General features: G+C 55.3%; 15 protein-coding genes. 5 read left to right on the forward strand and 10 right to left on the reverse strand.

Going from position 1 to position 16,142, the window contains the following annotated elements; all coding sequences use genetic code 11:
* Positions 1–98 precede the first annotated feature (98 nt).
* Positions 99–974, reverse strand: a complete 876-nt coding sequence (locus tag PAT9B_RS22670; RefSeq protein WP_013511620.1) for a polysaccharide deacetylase — start codon at positions 972–974, stop codon at positions 99–101.
* 324 nt (positions 975–1,298) lie between these two features.
* On the opposite strand from PAT9B_RS22670, the gene PAT9B_RS22675 reads away from it, so the two are divergent.
* The 3 genes from PAT9B_RS22675 (at position 1,299) to PAT9B_RS22685 (ending at position 5,147) form a co-directional block, all read left to right on the forward strand.
* Positions 1,299–2,309, forward strand: coding sequence for a GntR family transcriptional regulator (locus PAT9B_RS22675; RefSeq protein WP_013511621.1), 1,011 nt, complete (start codon positions 1,299–1,301; stop codon positions 2,307–2,309).
* A 205-nt stretch (positions 2,310–2,514) separates the two neighbouring features.
* Positions 2,515–3,858: an MFS transporter gene (locus PAT9B_RS22680; RefSeq protein ID WP_013511622.1), complete on the forward strand. Its 1,344-nt coding sequence runs from the start codon at positions 2,515–2,517 to the stop codon at positions 3,856–3,858.
* Positions 3,859–3,989: 131 nt separating this feature from the next.
* Entirely contained in the window at positions 3,990–5,147 is a 1,158-nt protein-coding gene (locus tag PAT9B_RS22685) for an alpha-hydroxy acid oxidase (RefSeq protein ID WP_013511623.1), read from the forward strand.
* Positions 5,148–5,158: 11 nt separating this feature from the next.
* Here the strand turns inward: PAT9B_RS22685 and PAT9B_RS22690 are convergent, their stop codons facing one another.
* Together PAT9B_RS22690 and PAT9B_RS22695 are read right to left on the reverse strand one after the other, a co-directional pair.
* Complete coding sequence (locus PAT9B_RS22690; protein WP_013511624.1) at positions 5,159–6,301, reverse strand: alanine racemase; 1,143 nt, start codon at positions 6,299–6,301, stop codon at positions 5,159–5,161.
* Between the two features lie 17 nt (positions 6,302–6,318).
* The gene (locus PAT9B_RS22695) at positions 6,319–7,287 is read right to left on the reverse strand and encodes a threo-3-hydroxy-L-aspartate ammonia-lyase (protein ID WP_013511625.1); all 969 of its coding nucleotides are present in this window, start codon (positions 7,285–7,287) and stop codon (positions 6,319–6,321) included.
* An 89-nt stretch (positions 7,288–7,376) separates the two neighbouring features.
* Here PAT9B_RS22695 and PAT9B_RS22700 point away from each other — a divergent pair, with 89 nt between their 5' ends.
* The gene (locus tag PAT9B_RS22700) at positions 7,377–8,000 is read left to right on the forward strand and encodes a transcriptional regulator (RefSeq protein ID WP_013511626.1); all 624 of its coding nucleotides are present in this window, start codon (positions 7,377–7,379) and stop codon (positions 7,998–8,000) included.
* A 3-nt stretch (positions 8,001–8,003) separates the two neighbouring features.
* On the opposite strand, the gene arnF is transcribed toward PAT9B_RS22700, so the two are convergent.
* Genes arnF through arnB form a run of 7 tightly spaced genes read right to left on the reverse strand, consistent with a single transcriptional unit; the run spans position 8,004 to position 15,341 of the window.
* Positions 8,004–8,366, reverse strand: coding sequence for a 4-amino-4-deoxy-L-arabinose-phosphoundecaprenol flippase subunit ArnF (arnF, locus tag PAT9B_RS22705; RefSeq protein WP_013511627.1), 363 nt, complete (start codon positions 8,364–8,366; stop codon positions 8,004–8,006).
* Positions 8,363–8,695, reverse strand: coding sequence for a 4-amino-4-deoxy-L-arabinose-phosphoundecaprenol flippase subunit ArnE (arnE, locus tag PAT9B_RS22710; protein ID WP_013511628.1), 333 nt, complete (start codon positions 8,693–8,695; stop codon positions 8,363–8,365). Before arnE ends, arnF begins: the two co-directional genes overlap by 4 nt.
* Positions 8,692–10,341, reverse strand: coding sequence for a lipid IV(A) 4-amino-4-deoxy-L-arabinosyltransferase (gene arnT / locus PAT9B_RS22715; protein ID WP_013511629.1), 1,650 nt, complete (start codon positions 10,339–10,341; stop codon positions 8,692–8,694). The genes arnE and arnT overlap by 4 nt, the downstream gene beginning before the upstream one ends.
* 6 nt (positions 10,342–10,347) lie before the next feature.
* Entirely contained in the window at positions 10,348–11,244 is an 897-nt protein-coding gene (gene arnD, locus PAT9B_RS22720) for a 4-deoxy-4-formamido-L-arabinose-phosphoundecaprenol deformylase (protein WP_041526111.1), read from the reverse strand.
* Positions 11,244–13,223, reverse strand: a complete 1,980-nt coding sequence (arnA, locus tag PAT9B_RS22725; protein WP_013511631.1) for a bifunctional UDP-4-amino-4-deoxy-L-arabinose formyltransferase/UDP-glucuronic acid oxidase ArnA — start codon at positions 13,221–13,223, stop codon at positions 11,244–11,246. Before arnA ends, arnD begins: the two co-directional genes overlap by 1 nt.
* Complete coding sequence (gene arnC, locus PAT9B_RS22730; RefSeq protein WP_013511632.1) at positions 13,220–14,203, reverse strand: undecaprenyl-phosphate 4-deoxy-4-formamido-L-arabinose transferase; 984 nt, start codon at positions 14,201–14,203, stop codon at positions 13,220–13,222. The genes arnA and arnC overlap by 4 nt, the downstream gene beginning before the upstream one ends.
* A 1-nt stretch (position 14,204) precedes the next feature.
* Positions 14,205–15,341, reverse strand: a complete 1,137-nt coding sequence (arnB, locus tag PAT9B_RS22735; RefSeq protein WP_013511633.1) for a UDP-4-amino-4-deoxy-L-arabinose aminotransferase — start codon at positions 15,339–15,341, stop codon at positions 14,205–14,207.
* Between the two features lie 465 nt (positions 15,342–15,806).
* Between arnB and PAT9B_RS22740 the strand changes: the two genes are divergently transcribed.
* A complete protein-coding gene (locus PAT9B_RS22740) occupies positions 15,807–16,016 on the forward strand; it encodes a hypothetical protein (RefSeq protein WP_013511634.1) in 210 nt (69 codons plus the stop codon).
* Positions 16,017–16,142 lie beyond the last annotated feature (126 nt).

The raw sequence follows: 16,142 nt of genomic DNA on the forward strand, positions 1-16,142 counted from the left end.
AGCGCTATCACTCTGTCAGGGGGTTAACGGGTTACAACTCGCATATTCCGTAGTGGCGCGAAATTTCGATGCGCGATAAATCGCGCCGCTACGCGTACTTAGCGCGGTTGGCGCTGTTTAAAGTCGTCGGCGATCTCGTCAAAGGTGACGAAACGCACGCCTTCGTGGCTACGGATATACTGAATCAGGCGTTCCAGCATCAGCAGCACCTGCGGACGGCCAGACACGTCGGGATGGATGGTCATGGTGAACACCGCGTAGTCGTTTTCGCGGTAAACCCAGTCAAACTGATCACGCCACATCTCTTCCAGATGGCGTGGGTTAACGAAACCGTGGCTGTTAGGGGATTTTTTGATAAACATCATCGGCGGCAGATCGTCGAGATACCAGTTCGCCGGGATCTCCACCAGATCGGTTTCTGCCCCGCGTTGCAACGGCTTCATCCAGGCATCGGGATGCTGGCTGTAGTCGATTTTGGTCCAGCTATCACCGACGCGAACGTAGTAAGGATGGAAATCGTTATGCATCAGACTGTGATCATATTTGATGCCCTTTTTCAGCAATAACTCGTTGGTAACGTTACTGAACTCCCACCAGGGGGCGACATAGCCGGTGGGACGTTTGCCCGCCAGTTGGGTCACCAGTTCAATGCTGCGATCCAGCACCGCCTCTTCCTGCGCCGGGGTCATGGCGATGGGGTTTTCATGGCTGTAACCGTGAATACCGATTTCATGACCGGCATCCACCACCGCTTTCATCTGTTCTGGAAAGGTTTCAATCGAGTGGCCCGGAATAAACCAGGTGGTGCGCAGGTTCTGCTCGGCAAACATCTTCAGCAAACGCGGCGCGCCAACTTCGCCAGCAAACAGGCCGCGCGAAATGTCATCCGGCGAATCTTCACCACCGTAAGAACCCAGCCAGCCAGCAACGGCATCGACATCTACCCCAAATGCGCAAAGGATTTCTTTGGCCATATCTGCAACTCCATAAATGTACATTTAAAAATAATATCCATTTATGCATTGCAATGGTTATGCCAGGATCTGACCAATGAGAGCGATCAATTTTCTTTTGCGCCCTGAAATAATACGTTAAGTGCGAAATATCAACGTCTTGTCTGCTAAGTGCTGTCAACGGCAACCGCATCGACATAACGTTGAATGCATTGGTTTAAGATGTATATTTATCGATATGATCCATTATTGTGCGAACTGCACCACAACTGTGCTTAGCCTTTATGCGACTTTGCAGCGCGCCAGGATGTGATAATGTAGCGCGATGAACACAGGACCGATGACATGACAATGCGGACAAAGAACACCCCGGCAGCGACGGAAGAGACCGGTTCTGCGCGCTATGAAGTGATCCGACAGCTTTTACACAACGTACTGATTCAGAAACGGGTTCCACAGGGTCTGGTCCTGTTGGAAGGCCCGCTGGCGCAACTGTTTGGCACCAGCCGGGTACCGGTGCGGCGGGCGTTGAGTCTGCTGCATGAAGAAGGATTGATTGCGCGCTTTGAAGGCCGTGGTTTTATCGTGGCAAAAGAGGCGGAGGAAGTGGAACCGCTGCGTGCCGGGCTGACGCGTGAACTGCTGGGTCTTGATGAACAAGATGCGCTGGTGGATACCCGCAGCACCGGCGAGAAGGTGCTGGATAACCTGCAAGTGGTGCTGTCGACCGCCATGGTGTTTGGTTGCTATCAACTGGACGAGCAACTCGCTGCACAACACTACAACGTCAGCCGCGCGGTGATCCGGGAAAGCCTGATGCGCCTGCGTGATAAAGGTCTGGTGGAGAAAGAGCCCTATTCCCAATGGCTGACCGGCCCTCTGACGGCACGCGAGATCGCCGACCATTTTGAAATACGCGCCAGTCTCGAACCCACCGCGCTACGCAAGGCTGGCCGTCTGCTGCCGGTGGAGTGGCTGACCGCATCGCTGGAAAAAGCGCAGAGATATAAAGGCAAGCAACTCAGCGCCGCTGAACTCGAGTTGCTGGAAGAAGATTTGCACGTCCGTTGTCTCGAACCGGCGGGCAACAAGCTGATGATGCAGATCCTACGGCAGAACCAGTCACCGTTTATCGTCACACGCATCTTTTATGATCTGCTGTCCATCCCGGTAGAAACCGCGATGCTGGAAGAACATTGCCTGGTGTATGAAATGTTACTGAAAGGCAACTGGGAGCTGGCTGCCGCTTGCCTGCGCGATCATCTGGAGCGGGCGCAGGTACGCACTCTGCAACGTCTGAAAGTGTTGTCGGTGCTGCCCGTACCGTCACTGCCCTCATTTATGGATCGAATTTAATAATATCCATTTCTTACTAACGAACTCACACCATTTGTAGCGGCGCGATTTGTCGCACGTCTTTAACCTGCATCGCGCAGGACATCACGCGATAAATCGCGCCGCTACCCATCCCCTTTTTGCCCGAGATGTGATCGTTTTCTCATCAAACGGCTTAGCTATTCTTGTATGGTAGTAGGACATAATAAACCTGCAGGTATTCACTATGTCTTCCTCTGCTGTGACGTCAACCCAGGCTTCTCAGAGCACCGATACTTCATTAATTAAACGCGTCGCCGGGGCATCCGCCATTGGCACCGCAGCCGAATATTACGACTTTTTCGCCTACGGCACGGCGGCCGTGCTGTTTTTTGGTCACCTGTTTTTCCCCAGCCACGATCCGCTGGTGAGCACCCTCGCAGCCTTTGCCACCTATGCGGTGGGTTTCCTGGCGCGCCCGATTGGCGGCATCGTGTTTGGTCATATCGGGGATAAAGTGGGCCGTAAAAAAGCGCTGGTGGCCACCATCCTGATTGTCGGGCTGGGTACCTTTTGCATCGGACTGCTGCCGACCTATGAAAAAATTGGCGTATGGGCACCGGTGCTGCTGATTCTGATCCGTTTGTTGCAGGGTTTTGGTGTCGGCGGCGAACAGGCAGGTGCCGTGTTGATGACCGCTGAATACGCGCAATCTTCGCGCCGGGGCTTTTTCGCCAGTTGGGTGCAGATTGGTGCGCCGGTCGGCTTTTTGTTGCCGCTGGCGCTGTTTGCCATCCTCAATGCAACCTTATCCGATGACCAGATGATGGCCTGGGGCTGGCGCGTACCTTTCCTGCTCAGCGCAGTGCTGGTGATTGTGGGTCTGTTTATTCGTCTGCGTATTGATGAATCGCCGGTGTTTGCCGCGATCCGCGCCACCAAAGCAGCCGAGTCGCGCCCATTAAAAGAAGTGATTCAGGGCAATCCGCGCCTGGTGATCAATGGGGTAGCAGCCAAATTAATCGAAGCCTGCGCCTTTGCCCTGTTCACCGTCATCATTCTCGCCTGGGGCAAAGCCAATCAACTGGATGCCGGTATCCTGATGAACAGCATGATTGTCGCGGTGATTCTGGAAGTGTTTGCCATTCCGCTGATGGGGGCGTTATCCGATCGCATTGGCCGCAAACCGGTGTATATGATCGGGGCGCTGTTGATTGTCCTGTCCATCGTGCCCTTCTTCCTCGCCCTGTCACAAAACAGTTACTGGCTGACGCAGATTGCGATGATCGTGGCCTTAACCCTGGGTCACAGTATGTGTTATGCGCCACAAGCCTCGTGGTTCCCGGAGCTGTTTCCGACCCATATTCGTTGCAGTGGCATTGCGGTGATCTGGCAGGTTGGCTCGCTGATCGGTAGTGGTGTCTTGGGTCTGGTGGCGGTGAAAATCCTCCAGGCCACCGGCGGGCACTGGTACGGACTCGCCCTGTATGTCGCCGTGCTGGGGATCATCTCCGTGTATGGTTTGCTGCGCCTGCCAGAGACGGCACCTGGCCGTCGCAATGGCGAATATCACCAATGGCAGAGCCATTAATACTGGGTAAGCGGCACATTGTGCCGCTTATGCATCTTTCGGTATAGCATTGCCGCTTTTGTCATTTGTGATCGACCAATGATGCACATAGCATTGATTTTTCTTGCCTTCCTGACATAACCCCTGAAGAAATGCGCAAACTCGCCAACCGTTGCCTGTCGTTAAATGACTTCGAAAAGTACGCCCGAAAACATCTGCCGCGCCCGTTGTTCGCCTATGTCTCCGGCGGTGTCGAGGACAATCTCGCCCGTGACAACAACCGCACCTCTTACGCGCGCTACAGTCTGATACCGGAGAATATGGTGGATGTCTCACAGCGAAATACCGAGGTTACGCTGTTCGGGCATCGCTATGCCGCCCCGCTGGGTATTGCGCCGATGGGGATCAGTGCCATTACCGGTTTTGAAGGCGATCTGACCCTGGCGACAGCCGCTGCCGCCAAAAATATTCCGTTTATTATGAGCGGCTCCTCGCTGATGCGGCTGGAGGAAGTGGCGGAGGCCAATCCGGCGATGTGGTTTCAGGCATACCTGCCGAAAAGCGATGAAGAGATTGATCTGCTGATCGATCGCGTAGCGCGGGCGCGGATTCCCGTGCTGGTGGTAACGGTAGATACCCCGGTGAAAGCCAATCGCGAGAACAATGTGCGCGCCGGGTTTGCCACCCCGTTCAGGCCGAGCTTGCGACTGGCGTTTGAAGGGCTTACCCATCCACGCTGGCTGACCGGCACCTTAATCAAGACCTTACTCAAGCGCGGTATGCCGTGGTTTGAAAACAATCAGGCAGTACGCGGCGCGCCGCTGTTTTCGAAACATGCGGTCAGGGATTTCAGCGGGCGCAGCCATCTCACCTGGCAACATATTCAACATATCCGCCATCGCTGGTCCGGTGCGATGGTGATTAAAGGCATCCTCAGTCAGCGCGATGCGCAACGCTGCAAAGACATCGGTATCGACGGCATTGTGGTGTCGAACCACGGCGGGCGTCAGTTGGATACCAGCATCGCGCCCATCCATGTGCTGCCGGAAATTGTTGCCGCAGCAGGCGAGATGACGGTGATGCTGGATAGCGGTATTCGCCGGGGTACCGATGCCATCAAAGCGTTAGCACTCGGTGCCCAAGCCTGTTTTGTAGGCCGCCCCTTTAACTACGCCTGCGCCGTTGGCGGAGCACAAGGCGTACATCTGGCGATTGACCTGATCACCAGCGAAATCAGCCGCGATTTAGGTATGCTCGGTGTGGCCGCGCTGGATCAGCTTGATAGCCGTCACCTGCGGCTGATTGAGTGACAGCGTCACTTTTACCAGCCCATGATGCGTGACCAGACCCGTGGCTGGTCGCTGTCAGCCTGTAACACCTGATAATGCTGGTGCATCGCGGTGGTGGCGCAGGCGTGGTTTGGCAGGATACGCAGGCGGGAACCCACCGGAAAATCCGCTGGCGTCAGCGCGCCGCCCTCTGGCAGGTTGATGATGCCGTGTTCCTGATTGGTGGTGCTGAGACAAACATCCAGCGACGCGCCCTGCATATTACACACCAGGCCATAACCATAATCGACCGGTCCCGCTGCGGTGCCACGATCGCGGGACATCGCCATCCAGCCCGCATCGACAAACACCCAGTTTTTTGCGGCATTGTGACCGATCACCGTTGTCACCACCGACAGCGCAATATCCTGTTGCTGACACACGCCCACGTTATGCATCACCAGATCGAACAGGGTAAACACCCCGGCGCGCACCTCGCTGATCCCTGCCAGTTCCTCGGCGTAATGTGCGGTTGGGGTGGCACCAACGCTGAGAATCGGACAGGCAATCCCCGCTGCACGCACCCGCTGTGCCGCCAGACGGATGGCATCACACTCGGCACGAGCGGCGGCACGAATCGCCTCTTCACTGCGGCAGTTGTAGGATTCACCGGCATGGGCCATCAGTCCGGTGACCGTCGCGCCTTGTCCTTCCAGTTGCTGTGCCAGTTGCAACAGCGTCTCGCTCTCGGGCGGAATACCACCGCGATGACCGTCGCAGTCGATTTCGATAAACACCGAAAAGGTAAGTTGCTGCTGGCGGGCAAACTCAGTGACCGCCTGCGCCTGTTCCACGGTATCCAGCAGGATGTGCAACTGGACGCCCTGTTGCATCAGACGCGCCACGCGCGGCAATTTATGCGGCGCGATCCCCACCGCGTACAACAGATTGCGGTAACCGGCCGCAGCAAAACCTTCGGCTTCTGCCAGGGTAGAGACGGTGGCCGGGTGGTCCGCCTGCGGCAACAGATACGCGGCGGCCTCCACCGAACGCAGGGTTTTCAGATGGGGGCGTACCACGCTACCCAACTGTGACACGCGCTGGTACAAGCGATCGATATTGCGCTGATAGCGCGCTTCATCGATCAACAAAAACGGGGTTTCAAGCTGATGAAGCCATTCGGGAAGTGATTTCACACACGTCTCCTGCGTGATTAGTGAGCCAGTAAGCTGCTGAAACGACTGATATCGACGTTACCACCGCTGATCACAATACCAATGCGCTTACCACGGAAACGTGCTTTATCCGCCCGCACCGCTGCCAGCCCGAGGCAGCCAGTCGGTTCCACCACCATTTTCATGCGCTCGGCAAAGAAACGCATTTCAGCGATCAGCTGTTCATCCGTTGCCGTGAGGATATCGTCCACCAGGCTCTGAATCAGTGGGAAGGTGTAGCGGCCAAGATATTGGGTCTGTGCGCCATCGGCGATGGTCTTGGGCGTCTCGATACGGATGATTTTTCCCGCCCGTAACGACTGCTGACCGTCATTACCGGCCGCCGGTTCCACGCCATAGAGGGTGATGCCCGGACTAAGCTGTCGCGCGGCCAAAGCGCTCCCCGCCAGTAATCCACCGCCACCGAGCGGTGTCAGCAATACATCAAGTGGCCCGGTTTGCGTCAGCAGCGCCTGAGCCGCCGTGCCCTGACCAGCAATGACATGCGGATGATCATAAGGGGGGATCAGTGTCAGACCATGCTGCTCCGCCAACTCGCGACCAATCTGTTCGCGATCTTCGGTATAGCGATCATAAGTCACCACCTGCGCACCGTAACCTCGGGTTGCCGCCAATTTGGCCGCAGGCGCATCCAGTGGCATCACAATGGTAGCCGGGATGTTGAGCAATTTCGCCGCCAGCGCCACCCCCTGTGCATGGTTACCCGAGGAAAACGCCACCACCCCGGCCTGCCGCTGCTCAGGCGTGAACTGTAATAACGCGTTGAGCGCACCGCGAAATTTAAATGCGCCCATACGTTGCAAGTTCTCACACTGAAAGAAAACCTCAGCGTCTAATGCCTCGTTGAGGCTACGCGAGGTCATCACCGGGGTCGGGTTGATATAGGGTTGGATGCGTTGCGTGGCCGCAGCCACATCGTCATACGTTGGCAAAGTAAACTCAGTCATGCGGTTAACCTTTAGGTGAAGGGCTTTGCATTGAAATGACAAAATATATAAAATTAGACAAATAATCTAGCCATTTTGAGAGAGCCACGATGCCCGATCAGCAAAATGCCCTGCTGCTGGCGCAGCTGACCACCATCGCTGAAGGACTCAGCGCCACCTTCGCCCCGTTTTGCGAGGTGGTAGTGCATGACTTACAAAATCCACAGCATGCCATTCTTTCTATCCATAACAATCTTTCTGGCCGTGAAGTCGGTCAGTCAGCAACGGAGCTTGGGTTGGCGCGCATTGCCTCACCCGAATTCCCGTCTCTGCTGACAAATTATGCCAACCAGTTGGCAGATGGCCGTCCGGTGAAGAGTACCTCGATTGGTCTCAAAGATGCCGACGGTAACTATGTGGCAGCATTGTGTCTGAATGTGGATATGACGCTGTTTCGTGGTATGCAAAGTGCACTGGCGCAATTTACCCAGATTGCCACGCCGGATATCACCGAGCAGTTGGAACCCGCGGGGGCAGATGCCTTGCGCCAGCGCATTGAACAGTTCGCGGCGCGTCTGGCTACCACGCCGCGGGCACTGAAAGCCGCCGATCGCAAAGCGTTAATGCAGGAACTGCGCACCAGCGGTTTGCTTGACGTGAAACGTGCGATGGAGGTGATCGCCCAGCAGTTGGGGGTGTCACGTGCCTCGGTTTATCTTTACGCCAAAGAGTAACGACTATTTTTTGCCGGGCAGCGACACACACAGCAAGCCCGCAACAATCAACCCCACCCCGGCGAGGCTGCTCCAGCGGAATGGCTCGCCAAACATCGGCAATGAGATGGCGGCCAGCCACACCAGCACATAACTGATGCTGAGCAGTGGGTAGAGCCGACTCAACGCCAGATGGCGCAGTGCCAGCATCCAGCACAGCATCGACAATGCATAGGCGCTTAAACCGATAAACAGCAATATCAGTGGCAGCGGCTGCTGCCATAGTTCACGCCCCAATGCCGGGAGGTGCTGCATCGCAGCACGCAGCAGCAGCTGCGCCATTGACACCAACAGCACGCTGCATAACGCCAGTCCATAGCCTTTCATAAGTGACTTCCCATCAGAGCAACCCCGGCGACAATCAGTAGCGTGCCGATAATCTGGCGCACGCTAAAACTCTCACGCCAGATCAGCCGGGCGGCCAGTGCCACCAGTACAAAATTGAGGCTCAGCATGGGATAAGCAACGCTGACCGGCACCAGGCGCAATACCACCAGCCACAACAGCATCGCCAGCCCCAACAACAGGAGACTGAGCGCGATCCACATCAGCAAGCGCGCTTTGCCTTCACGCCTGCCGATATACGCCGCTTGTTTCTGGCACAGCTGTGCGGCACAGCTCAGCAGGCTAACCAGCAGAATCAACAGAAGATTCATGGCTGCGCATCGTAGCCGAAATACACCAACCGCCCCTGACGATAGACAAAGTCAGGTTTCGGTAGGCGCGTATCCGGGTTGGCATCGGCAGAAGACATGATCATCGCCACTGAGACTTTTCCCTGTTTGCGATGTTGCGCCAGCCAGGCGGGAAAATCGTTAGCGGAGATATAACGATCTTGCGCATCAGGATAGTCAAGGCCATAGCCGACTTCACCTTTACGTTCGTAGAAGCGAATATCATTGCGCTGCAATTCCCACGCCACTGCCGAGGCAATCCCCGGGTCGTTTGCCAGAATATAGCGGCTGTCCGCCAACTGCCCGGAAACTGCCGCGACAAAGTTTTGTGGCTGTTTACTGTCACGTATCCGATCCGGAATGGCAAAACCGATCACCAGCGCCAGTATCAATGGGCAGCAGGCAGCCAGTTGCCAGTTTTTCTTGCTCAGGGCACCAAACAGCGTCCAGCCACCGAAGGCCAGGATCCCCAGCATCAACTTATAATGTTCCGTCACCCCAAACGGCGGACGGTGCGCCAGTCCCCATGGGGCCAGCACCACTGCCAGCGCCACGGCGGCAACGCCACCAAAAAACATATTGATCCACGCATTGACCTTCAGCGCTTTGACCACGTGTGGCGTCATGCTCTGGGTATAGTGCGCCATCAGCAGCGCCAGCGGCGCAAAGCACGGCAGGATATAAGTCGGCAACTTGCCTTTGGCAATACTGAAAAACAGCAGCGGCAGCAAGGTCCAACTGAGCAAATAGCTTAACCCCGGCTGTTGACCACGCTGACGCCAACCCTGTACCAGTGAGCCAGGCAGCAATCCCAGCCACGGCAAGGAGCCGGCCAGCAGAATCGGCAGGTAATACCAGAATGGTGCTTTGTGTTGCGCGTCATCTTCGGCGAAACGCTGAATGTGCTCAACCCAGAAGAAATAGTGCCAGAAATCCCCTTCCTGACGATAAATCGCCAGCGACCACGGGGCACTCACCAGCGCCGCGACCAGGATCGTTAACGGACCAAACCGCAGCAGCTCACCAAAGCGACGTTGCGCCACCGCCCAGGGAACAATGGCCAGAACCGGCACCGCTAACGCGAGGAACCCTTTGGTCATAAACCCCATCGCACAGGCGACGCCCAGTAGCACATAACCCAACACACGCTGGCCTGAAGTGCTGGCCTGCGCTGCCAGGCAGTAACTCGCCATCGCTGCCACCATCCACAGCGTCAGTATCGGGTCCAGCACCGCATAGGTGCCCACTCCGTAAACCAGCAACGAGGTAAGAAAGATGATGCAGGCGTTCAGCGCAACCGTGCGGTTAGCGAACAGCCGGATGCCCATCCAGTACACCAGCAGCGCACTGAGGATAGTGCTGAAAATAGACCCCGCGCGCACACCAAAATTGTTGTGACCAAACAACAACTGACCGAGATTATTCACCCAGTAACCGGCGATAGGTTTTTCGAAATAACGCAGGCCAAAAAAATGCGGTGTCACCCAATTACCGTTGGCGAGCATTTCACGGCTGATCTCCGCATAACGGGTTTCATCAGGTTGCCATAACGCGCGGAATTCGATGGGGATAAGGTAGTAAAGCGCAAAAACAAACAGCAGCAGGGCCGTTTTAGTACCAGTTCGCATCCGTGATTACCTGTATTGTTGTTGTTGGCAGCCGAGCCAACCTTCACGTCCGGAAATTTGCCCGCGCACGATGTTACCGATGGGCAAAGTATTGAGGTCTTCAGGCAATAATTCACTCAGCGGGCAAAACTGAATGCCCTGTTTCTCCGCCCGACTGAGCAATTGAGCAAAAGCCCGATGTCCGACAATGCCTTCCACTTCCGCATGAATGGTGTAAACCGCCATCTCGTCGGCCTGACTCAGCTGTTCCAGCAAAAAGTCATTGAAATCGTTAGCACTCACCCTCGGGCCAACCACCTCGTCCCAGGTGGGTAGCGTCACCGGAATCTGTACCGTTCCCAGGCTGCCATCACTCAGGCGCGGCAGAAAAGGCCCCGTCCCACGGCAGTCGCTGTTGTAACGGAAGCCGAACGCTTGTTTAGCGTCGACAACGCGGCTGTCAGCGCGCCAGCCCGCCACGGCGGAACAAGTGACAGTGTCACCAATAATCTCCTCCAGTGCGCGCTTGCCACGGGCAATTTCCTCAACCAGTCGCTGTTCCGGCCAGACACCCGCCCAGGTTTGCCAGGCAAAGTGGTCCCAGGCATGCAGGCCCACTTCGTGATGATCGGCCGTGGCGCTGATAATCTCCTCCAGCCCACGACCAATCTCCTTACCCGGCCAGGCGGTGCCCGCCAGCAGGATATCCCAGCCATATAAGGATGCGGCACGTGAACGCAGCATCTTCCACAGAAAGCGCGGCTTCAGCAGGCGCCACAAATGACGCCCCATGTTGTCCGGCCCGACGCTGAAAAAGAAACTGGCCTGCACCTGATGCAGGCTAAACAGCTCCAGCAGCGCGGGTACGCCTTGTTGCGTACCGCGCCAGGTGTCGACATCAACGCGCAAGCCGACCTTTTTCATCATGGCTTATCCTGCAACTCAACGGTGCGCAGGAAGAAGTCCAGCGTGTTGTCGATGGTGATATCCATCTGCACTTCTGGAGTCCAGCCCAGCAGGCGACGCGCGTTTTTGATTGACGGTTTACGATGCTCAACATCCTGATAGCCTTTGCCGTAATAGCTGCTGCTTTCCACTTCGCGGAAACCGGCGAACGGCGGGAACTGATCGCGCAGCGGATGGCGCTCGAAGCTGGCCAGCAGTTGCTCCGCCAGCTCCTTGATACTGGCTTCGTTTTCCGGGTTACCAATGTTGATAATCTGGCCGTCGCAGTTGTTCTGCTTGTTTTCGATAATGCGGAACAGGGCTTCAACGCCATCACGGATATCGGTGAAGCAACGTTTCTGTGCACCACCGTCAATCAGTTTGATCGGCGAACCTTCCACCAGGTTAAGAATCAACTGGGTGATCGCGCGTGAACTGCCGATACGCGCCGCGTTGAGGTTATCCAGACGGGGTCCCATCCAGTTAAACGGACGGAACAGGGTAAAACGCAGCCCTTCTTTCTCACCGTAGGCCCAGATCACCCGGTCCAGCAACTGCTTGGAAACGGAATAGATCCAACGCTGTTTGTTGATCGGCCCGACCACCAGGTTCGAGTTATCTTCATCGAAATGACGGTCAGTACACATACCGTAAACTTCTGACGTCGATGGGAAAATGATGCGTTTTTTGTACTTGACGCAATCACGGATAATTTTGAGGTTCTCTTCGAAATCCAGCTCAAACACGCGGAGCGGATTGCGGGTGTACTCAATCGGCGTGGCAATCGCCACCAGCGGCAGCACCACATCACATTTCTTGATGTGATATTCAATCCATTCCGAGTGAATGCTGATATCACCCTCGACAAAATGAAACCCAGGATGGCCAAGGAAACGGCTGATGGCATCGGAACTGATATCCAGGCCGTAAACTTCGAAATTATCATCCTGCAACAGGCGTTCGGTCAGGTGGTTACCGATAAACCCATTCACACCGAGGATCAGAACCCGGGTGCGGCGTTTCACCGCAGCGACCGGTTTTGAGTACAGCAACGCGCTTGGCACCATGCCGAGGCTGAGCGCCAACTGGCTACCGTTCATGTAAACGCCGTTATCACTCTGGCCGGTCACCACTTCCAGTGCACCTTCACCACAGGCGATGAGGAAAGGTTCGACCGATAACACCGTACCGGGTTTCGCACCATGCGCAGCTGGATGCACCCGCCCTTTCCACACGACGAATTTCACCGTTCCGGCATAGGCGAATGCTCCCGGCCAGGGATCGGTGACCGCACGCACCAGGTTATTGATCTCGGTCGCCGGACGTGACCAGTCAATGCGGCCATCTTCCGGGGTACGACGCCCAACCACCGTGGCTTCTTTCTCATCCTGCGGCACAGCATTAATCTCACCGCGTTTCATCGCCGGTAACGTGTCTTCCAGCAGTTGTGTCGCGCTCTGCACCAGTTTGCGATGCAGCGTCAGCACGTTGTCCTGCTCTGCAATTGCCACCCGGGTTTGCGCCACGATATCGCCCGCATCCGCGCGTTTCACCATCCGATGCAAGGTCACGCCGGTTTCGGTTTCACCGTTGACCAACACCCAATTCAGCGGCGCACGGCCACGGTATTTCGGCAGCAACGAGCCATGCAGGTTATACGCACCAAGGCGGGCGCTATTCAGGATCGCGTCATTCAGCAGGTTGCGATAATAGAAGGAGAAAATAATCTCCGGTGACATCGCTTTGATACGATCGACCCACAGCGGGTGATTGACATCATCCGGGGCATACACCGGAATGCCCTGTTCTGCGGCAATACGCGCCACCGAGCCAAAAAAGTGATTTTCACCGGCAGTATCGGGGTGTGTAAAGATGGCACTGATTTCGAAGCCAGCTTGCAGCAGCGCATTAATGCCCGCACAGCCCATGTCGTGGTAGGCGAAGACGATGGTTTTCATTGCTCAATTTCCTGTACAGATGCATTTTTATGCGGATGGATAACACGTTGAATAAAGTAGCGTGGGCGGGCGCGCACATCGTTGTAGATACGACCGATATACTCACCCAGTAGCCCCATACCGACGAACTGTGCGCCGATAAACATAAACAGCACGGCGAAAAGCACGAAAACGCCATCCCCGGCCCAGGCTGCGCCGAGAAATAAACGCAACACAATCAAAATCAATGAGAAGGCAAAACCCGCCAGCGCAATCACGCTCCCGACCACGCTCAACAGACGCAGCGGCGTGGTGGTCAGACAGGTCACCAGGTCGTACATCAGGTTGATCAGCCGCATAAAGCTATATTTCGAATCACCGAATTCGCGCTCCGCGTGTTTCACCGGTAACTCAATGGTGCGGCGCGCAAAGGTATTGGCGAGGATCGGGATAAAGGTGCTGCGCTCATGGCAATTCAACATGGCATCAACAATGTGGCGGCGGTAAGCACGTAACATGCAACCGTAATCCCCCATCGCTTTGCCGGTGACGCGTTGAATCAATTTGTTAATAAGACGGGAGGCCCGGCGGCGAAACCAGCTGTCCTGGCGATTCTGTCGTACCGTGCCGACCACGTCATAACCCTGCTGCGCCGCCGCAACCAGGTTGGGGATCTCTTCCGGCGGGTTTTGTAAATCGGCATCCAGCGTAATGATGAGATCACCGCTGACATGACTGAAGCCCGCCATAATCGCCGAGTGCTGGCCGTAATTGCGATTCAGCAATACGCCAACCACATGGCTACCCGGCATATCAGCGGCGTCCGCAATCATCTCGCCGGAACGGTCACTGCTGCCGTCATCAACCAGCAAAATTTCATACTCCAGGTTGAGCAAATCACACGCGGTATGAGTGCGGCGTACCAGCTCAGGCAAGCTCTCTTCTTCGTTGTAGACCGGGATCACCACGGACACTTTACGAATGGGTGTTTCTTCCAGCATTTCAGCCTCCGGCCAGCGCATGCAGCGCTTTGACGACACGAGTGACGTCGTCATCAGTCATATCAGGGAACAGCGGAATGGAGCAGATACGGTCGCTGTTCCATTCGGTATTCGGTAAAGAAAGATGCGGATATTGCTCGCGATAATATTTGTGGGTGTGCGCAGCACGGAAATGCAGTCCGGTACCGATGTCCTGCGCTTTTAACGCTTCCATCAAGCCGTCACGGCTGATGCCGCAACGGGCTTCATCGACGCGAATAATGAATAAATGCCAGGCATGCTGATGCGCCCACGCTGGCAGTGACAACGGCAGGAATGGGGTATCCGCCAGTTCAGTCAGGTAGCGCTGGGCGATTTCACGGCGGCGCGTGTTGATGGCTGCCAGTTTTTGCAGTTGCACCAGCGCAATCGCGGCGCTGATATCCGGCAGGTTGTATTTAAAACCGGGAGTAATGACCTCGGCCTGCGGGCGGCGACCATGGGTGTGACGATCGTAGGCATCCACGCCCAGCCCGTGAAACTTCATGCTGCGGATACGATCGGCCAGTGCGGCATCGTCTGTCACCACCACGCCGCCTTCGGCACAGGTGATATTTTTAATGGCGTGCAGGGAAAAGATCGCCGTGCCACGGTGTCCGACCTGATTCCCTTTGTACAACGTACCGAGCGCGTGGGCGGCATCGTCAATGATGGTAATCCCGTGCTTTTCTCCCACGGCGCGAATCGCATCAATATCAGCCGGTGCGCCAGCGTAATGCACCGGGATAATGGCACGGGTACGTGGCGTGATTGCCGCTTCGACCTGCTCCGCAGTCACCATCAAGGTATCGCGATCGATATCAATCATCACCGGAGTGGCACCCATCAAGGTAATGATGTTGATGGTCGAGACCCAGGTCTGTGATGGGGTGATCACTTCATCACCCGGTTTAATCCCCAACGCCATCAGCGTCACGTGCATACCGGCTGTGGCGGAACAGACGGCAACCGCATGTTGATTGCCGGTTAACTGGCAAAAGGCTTGCTCCAGTGCGGCATTTTGCGGGCCGGTGGTAATCCAGCCCGATTCAAATACCGCTTTGACTGCTGCTAATTCGTCTTCGCCCAGTGACGGACGCGAGAACGGGAGAAAGGCCATAAATAAGATTCCTTAATGAATAGTGCCTTTTGCTTAAAATCAACGGTGTTGATGCCAGAATTATCTAGTGTTAACAGTGTGTTTGACGGGCCAACAGCCTTTTTATCCGCCCTATCAATATCTAGTACAGCATGATGAACTAATCAAATTTTCCTCACACTTTGAAAGCATTAGACACACTGGGTGATTTCACATGACAACAAAATACGGCGGAAAACTTAACGGAACATTAAATGGTGCGAATAATTCCCCCGCTTTTTGCCAGGCGTTGAGGATTGGTAGAACATCATGGCTGATACGATAATTGACGCGAAAATGACCGGATGGGGCGGGATTCACACTCTTTAATTCCCGGTGAAACAGGAAATTAACGGATTAACTATACTCTTCTTAAGGGAAAACTAAGGTAGCGGCATTATGCTGATTTTCTTAGTTTTTACGTTATTTCAGGCACGGAGGTGAGCTGTGAAAACTGAAACCGACCGTCTCTCGCAGGCCGCACTGCGTCGTCACCATATTGGTATTAAAACCAAGGGATTACGTTTTCGCGGCGCGCTTTATGTGTTTCGTTACAATGCCGGTCATTATGATGTATTCCTGAATAATGCGCGGGTCATGCAGTTGGAAACCAGTAATGTGCAGGAAGCTATTCAAATGTTTAAGCGCCAGCAGTAGCGTTAAACCGCCAAAATTCGGAAAAATGCGCGTCGGCGAAAGAGGGTGAATGCAGCTCTGAAAAAACGCTGCAACAGGATGTAATTACTGCTGTGGCCTCGCGTTCTTTCTCTTGTTCGGCATACA

Source organism: Pantoea sp. At-9b, assembly GCF_000175935.2.
GTDB lineage: Bacteria > Pseudomonadota > Gammaproteobacteria > Enterobacterales > Enterobacteriaceae > Pantoea.